Origin of the sequence: Streptomyces sp. NPDC006393 (assembly GCF_040628575.1) — a bacterium.
GTDB lineage: Bacteria > Actinomycetota > Actinomycetes > Streptomycetales > Streptomycetaceae > Streptomyces.
Window position 1 is genome coordinate 1 of sequence record NZ_JBEXZD010000195.1, and the last position, 5,773, is coordinate 5,773.

The following is a 5,773-nucleotide window of genomic DNA, read 5'->3' on the forward strand; positions in this document are numbered from 1 at the left end:
ATGAAGCCCACGCCGAAGTCGTCCAGGTGCCGGGCGATGGCCAGCTTGTCCGCGACGGTCAGGTTGATGCCCTCGCGCTGCGCGCCGTCGCGCAGCGTCGTGTCGAAGACGTGGAAGGAATCGTCGAGTCCGCCGGTGGCCGCGGCTTCCCCGGTGCTTTCGCTCGGGCTGCTGCTCATGCTGACTGGCTCCTGTGGTGGATCTCGGTCTTTCGATACGACCAGCTCCACCGTCTATCTATGGCCCCCCGTCCTCGCTTCCCGGTGGAGGACGGGCTGAGGAGAGCGGAGGGACCTCGCGCGCCTGCTCACCGCAAGGTGCCATACCGACTTGCGGGTGGTGCCATAGTGCTGCCATGATGACGTCATGGATCTCACTCCGTATGTCGACACCCTTCGCCGTGAGCTCGCGGTGGCCGCAGAGGCCGGTGGGGAGGACGCCCGTGAGCTGGCGGAGCGGCTCACGGCCCCTTTGGAGTCGGCGGCCCGGCTGACGATGCTGCACGTGCTGTCCGCCGCGATGGACGAGATCACCCGCGAGCTGGCTCCCGGGTCGGTCGACGTACGGCTGCGGGGGCTGGACCCCGACTTCGTGGTGACACCACCGCCCGCCGAGGGCGGTGGCCCTGTGGAGCCGGCCGTGCCCGTCGAACCGCTCGTGACGCAGACGCGTGCCGAGGGCGAGGAGGGCGGCACCGCCCGGGTCAATCTGCGGCTGCCGGCCCATCTCAAGGCGCGTGCGGAGGAGGCCGCGGGCCGTGAGGGCCTGTCGGTGAACGCATGGCTGGTGCGGGCGGTCTCGGCGGCGGTGGAGGGCGGTGGCCTGCGGCCGCGTACGGCGGAGAAGGCGCAGAGCATCGGGCAGAGCTTCACGGGCTGGGTGCGTTAGCCGGGCGCCGTGCCCGCGCCCGCGCTGCTTCACCCCCATCACGTCCCACCACCTGCGGGACGGTTCAAGGACTCAAGAGGACGGTGCAGTCATGCCTTCTTTCGACACTCCCGGGCCGGTTTCGGTGACGGCGCGGGTGGAGGCCGGTTCGATCCGGTTGGTGGCGGGTGAGCGTGCGGACACGGTCGTGGAGGTGCGGCCCCGGGACCCGAAGAAGGACCAGGACGTGCGGACGGCCGAGCAGACCGAGGTCACCTGTGCGGGCGGGGTGCTCAGTGTCATCACACCCCGGCAGCGGTATCTGTTCGGCCGTACAGGCACCGTCGACGTCACGGTCGAACTGCCGGCCGGCTCCCACCTCGACATGACGGGTGCGTGGGCGCAGGTGCTGGGTGAGGGCCGGCTGGGCGAGGTCCGGGTGAAGACCTCCTCCGGCGACGTCCGCCTGGAGGCGACCGGGCCGCTGCGCCTGACCGCCTCGCACGGCTCGGTCACCGTCGACCACGTCGAGGGCGCCGCCGAGATCAGCACCAGCACCGGCAGCCTGCGCGTGGGCCTGCTGGACGGCCCGGCCGTGCTGAAGAACTCGCACGGCACCACCACCGTCGGCACCGCGACCGGAGAACTGCGTGTCAGCGGCGCCCATGGCGACATCGACATCCACCGCGCCGGGGACTCGGTCACCGCCACCACCGCCCACGGCACCGTCCGCGTCGGCGAGGTGACCCGCGGCACCGTCCAGCTGGAGACCTCCTACGGCGCCATCGACATCGGCATCCGCGAGGGCACCGCCGCCTGGCTCGACGCCGGCTCCACCTCCGGACAGGTACGCAACACCCTCCCCACCTCCCCCACCCCCCACACCACCGAGGAAACCGTCACCGTCCGCGCCCGCACCCGCCACGGCAACATCGACATCCACCACGCCGCACCGTGAACACACCACCGTCCCTGGCCGCTTCACGCCCCGACCGGGAGGACCCCATGGCCTCTTCTTCCCTTCCCACGCCAAGACCGGCCGGTCCGCCATCGCCCGCCGTCGTCCGGCCGCACCAGCCCTTACGAAAGGACATCCGATGAGTCACACCGTTCCCGTCCCGCAGGGCCTCCCGACGGAGCGCGACGCAGGCCCCTTCGACCCGCCCCGTGAGATCACCCGGCTGCGTGCGGCCCGCCCGGTCAGTCCCATGGCCTTCCCCGACGGTCACGAGGGCTGGCTCGTCACCGGCTACGACGAGGTCCGCCGGCTCATGGCCGACACCCGGTTCAGCTCCCGCCAGGACATCGGCCCTCTCCACATCCCGTACGAGGTCCCCGGCATGCCTGCCGTCACCGAGCCCTCCCCGCAGGTGCCGGGCCTGTTCATCAGCATGGACCCGCCGGACCACACCCGGCTGCGGCGCATGCTCACCGGCGCCTTCACCGTCAAGCGCATGAAGGAACTCGAAGAGCACATCGTCGGCATCGCCGAGCGGCAGCTGGACGAGATGGCGCGCCTGACCCCGCCGGTCGACCTGGTCAAGGAGTTCGCGCTGCCGGTGCCCCTGCTGGTGATCTGCGAACTGCTCGGAGTCCCCTACGCGGACCGGGAGAGCTTCCAGGCCGACTCGGCCACGTTCATGGAGAAGGACGTCGCGCTCGACGAGAAGATGGCCGCGTACACCGGACTGACCACGTACCTCGGCGAACTGGTCACGCGCAAACGCGCCGCCCCGGACGAAGACATCCTGTCCGACCTGGCCCGCCGTGACGACCTCACCGTCGAGGAACTGACCGGCATCGCCTTCCTGCTGCTGCTCGCGGGCCACGAGACCACCGTCAACATGCTGGGGCTGGGCACGTTCGCGCTCCTGGAGCACCCCCGGCAGATGGCCGAACTGCGCGCCGACCCCGGGCTGATGCCCGGTGCCGTCGAGGAACTCCTGCGCTACCTGTCCGTCGCCGACATCTTCTTCCGCTACGCCACGGAGGACATCGAACTCGGCGGCGAGACCATCGGCAGGGGATCGACCGTCGTCGTCTCACTGCTGGCCGCCAACCGCGACCCCCGGCGCTTCGACAACCCCGACGCCCTGGACATCCGCCGCACGGCCCGCGGTCATCTGTCCTTCGGTCACGGCGTCCACCAGTGCCTCGGCCAGCAACTGGCCCGCATCGAGATGCGCGCAGGCTTCGGCGGACTGCTGCGCCGCTTCCCGACCCTCGCCCTGGCCGTCCCGGCCGGCGAGGTGAGGCTCAGGACGGACATGAACATCTACGGCGTCCACGAACTGCCGGTCACCTGGACGGAGACGGCCCGCTAGGACCGCCGGCCGGCGGAGGGCTCCCCCGCGGTCACTGGGGCTGGTTCCCGTGCTTGCGGGAGGGCACCGCCACGTACTTGGTGCGCAGCACGGCGAGCGCGTCGATCAGCCGGACGCGGGTCTCCGCGGGGTCGATGACATCGTCCACCAGGCCGCGTTCGGCGGCGTGGTACGGATGCATGAGCCGGTCCCGGTACTCCTTGATGTGCTGTCTGCGGGAGAACTCGGGGTCGGCGGCCGCCGCGATCTCGCGCCGGAAGACGACGCCCGCGGCGCCCTCCGCCCCCATCACCGCGATCTCGTTGCCGGGCCAGGCCAGCGACACGTCCGAGCCGATGGACCGCGAGTCCATGACGATGTACGCGCCGCCGTAGGCCTTGCGCAGGATCAGCTGGACGCGGGGAACCGTCGCGTTGCAGTAGGCGTACAGGAGTTTCGCGCCGTGCCGGATGATGCCGCCGTGCTCCTGGTCGACGCCGGGCAGGAATCCCGGCACGTCCACCAGCGTCACGAGCGGAATGTTGAAGGAGTCGCACATCTGCACGAAACGGGCTGCCTTCTCGCTGCCCCTCATGTCGAGGACCCCGGCGAGCGAGGCGGGCTGGTTGGCGACGATGCCGACGACATGGCCGTCCAGACGGGCCAGGGCGCACACCACGTTGGGCGCCCATGCCTCGTGCACCTCGAAGAAGTCTCCGGCGTCGACGACCTCCTCGATGACCTCGCGCACGTCGTAGGCGCGCTTCTCGTCGGACGGCACCAGGTCGTGAAGGGCCGGGGTGAGCCGGTCGGGCCGGTCGGTGCTGGGCTCCGACGGCGGCAGCTCCCGGTTGTTGGCGGGCAGGAAGGACAGCAGGTAGCGGACGTCCGCGAGACAGCTCTTCTCGTCGTCACAGGCGAACGAGGCGACTCCGGAGAGTACGGCGTGGGCGTCGGCGCCGCCCAGCTCGTCGTGGCTGATCCGCTCTCCGGTGACGGCCCGCACCACGTCCGGCCCCGTGACGAACATCTGCGAGGTGCCGCGCACCATGAACACGAAGTCGGTGAGCGCCGGGGAGTAGGCCGCGCCGCCCGCACAGGGGCCCATCATGACGCTGATCTGCGGGATCACCCCGGAGTTGCGCACATTGCGCTGGAAGATCCCGCCGTATCCGGCGAGTGCGGTCACGCCTTCCTGGATGCGTGCCCCGGCGCCGTCGCACAGGCCCACGATCGGGGCGCCGGCCGTGGCGGCCATGTCCATGATCTTGTGGATCTTCTCGGCGTGTGCCTCGCCGAGGGAGCCTCCGAAGATCCTGAAGTCATGGGCGTAGGCGAAGACGACCCGTCCGAAGACCCGGCCCCAGCCGGTGACCACGCCGTCGGTGTAGGGGCGGTTGTCCTCCAGTCCGAAGCCGCTCGCCCGGTGCCTGCGCAGGCCCTCGACCTCGGTGAACCGGCCCTCGTCGAAGAGGAGCCCGAGCCTCTCCCGGGCCGTGAGCTTGCCCTTGGCGTGCTGCGCCTCGGTGGCCTTGTCGCTGGGCCCTCGGCGCATGGCCTCACGGACGGCCTCCAGTTCGGCGACCGTGCCGCGCTGTGCCGGACCGGCGTGTCGTCCAGGGCGGTCATGGGTTTCCCCTTCCGGCCGTCGTGATGAGCCATCCGTTGTGCTGAACCGTCCGTCGTGCTGAACCGTCCGTCGTGGCGAACCGTCCGTCGTGACGAACCGGTGGTCAGCTTCCGCCATGCCGCTCGAAGTCGGTTGGAGCGCCGGACGACGACGGCTCCGGCCGCGCGGGCGGCGCTCCACCGCCCCGCGAGGGTCCTTCGAGCGCGAGGCGGGATGCTCGGCCGTGAGCTCCGCTGTACATGGTCATGAGCCCTCGCGGAGCACCGAACCGCCCGCCGGCGCCCCACCATCCCCCGAGGGCACCGGCGGGCCACCGAAGAGATCCGGCCACCTTGGTGCCATTGGACCACCGCTTCTGAGCTGCAGATTCACGGATCTGGGTCGATCCATGACGCCATCAATACGCAATCATGACGCCATTGCGGTTCGCAATGGCGTTTCTCTGTGCCATGATGGTGCCACGGAAACGGAGCGACGCCGGGTACGGCGTACGACGTGAAGGAGCCCCCCATGTCCGTCACCCTCAGCGACCAGGACAAGCTCACCCTGCGGACCGCCGCGTACGGCGCCGTATCGCTGATGGCCGCCGCGGCCGGCGCCGCCTCGCCCCACAAGGTGGCCACCCAGGGCAGCATCGCCCTGACCACCGGCACCGGTCTGGTCGGGCACGTGCTCGCCGAGAAGTCCTCGGTCGGGGACATGAGCGGCAAGTCCGCGGCCGAGATCGCCGACCGCGTCCTGCCCGCCCTGACGGCGGCCATGGGGCTGCTCAGGAAGCAGGCACCGCAAGAGGCCGACAACTTCCGCAGCACCGTCCTCGTCGCCGTCGAGGCGTCCACCCGAGCCGGCAAGAGCGAGCCCGCCCCCACCCTGGCCGCGATGGCCCGCAAGATCACCGAAGCCCTCGACGCCGCCTGACGGACGAGACCGCCGTCGGGCTTGCCCTGTCCCGCCGGCGGGACAGGGCAAGCCC

Annotated in this window: 5 protein-coding genes and 1 pseudogene; 4 read left to right on the forward strand and 2 right to left on the reverse strand. The window is 70.6% G+C overall.

The annotated features are described in order from the left end of the window. Positions 1-179 (reverse strand): annotated as a pseudogene (locus ABZ484_RS38140) (citramalate synthase); the annotation flags it as partial. Positions 180-366: 187 nt separating this feature from the next. Between ABZ484_RS38140 and ABZ484_RS38145 the strand changes: the two are divergent. From ABZ484_RS38145 to ABZ484_RS38155, 3 genes are all read left to right on the forward strand, one after another. Then, positions 367-888, forward strand: coding sequence for a hypothetical protein (locus ABZ484_RS38145; protein ID WP_358870544.1), 522 nt, complete (start codon positions 367-369; stop codon positions 886-888). 91 nt (positions 889-979) lie between these two features. Further along, positions 980-1,825, forward strand: coding sequence for a DUF4097 family beta strand repeat-containing protein (locus tag ABZ484_RS38150; protein WP_358870545.1), 846 nt, complete (start codon positions 980-982; stop codon positions 1,823-1,825). A gap of 139 nt (positions 1,826-1,964) precedes the next feature. Next, positions 1,965-3,191 (forward strand): cytochrome P450, encoded by a 1,227-nt coding sequence (locus tag ABZ484_RS38155; RefSeq protein WP_358870546.1) that lies wholly within the window; start codon positions 1,965-1,967, stop codon positions 3,189-3,191. Positions 3,192-3,222: 31 nt separating this feature from the next. Here the strand turns inward: ABZ484_RS38155 and ABZ484_RS38160 are convergent, their stop codons facing one another. Continuing rightward, a complete protein-coding gene (locus ABZ484_RS38160; RefSeq protein ID WP_358870547.1) occupies positions 3,223-4,725 on the reverse strand; it encodes an acyl-CoA carboxylase subunit beta in 1,503 nt (500 codons plus the stop codon). A gap of 585 nt (positions 4,726-5,310) precedes the next feature. Between ABZ484_RS38160 and ABZ484_RS38165 the strand changes: the two genes are divergently transcribed. Continuing rightward, positions 5,311-5,718, forward strand: a complete 408-nt coding sequence (locus ABZ484_RS38165) for a hypothetical protein (RefSeq protein ID WP_358870548.1) — start codon at positions 5,311-5,313, stop codon at positions 5,716-5,718. Positions 5,719-5,773: the final 55 nt, after the last annotated feature.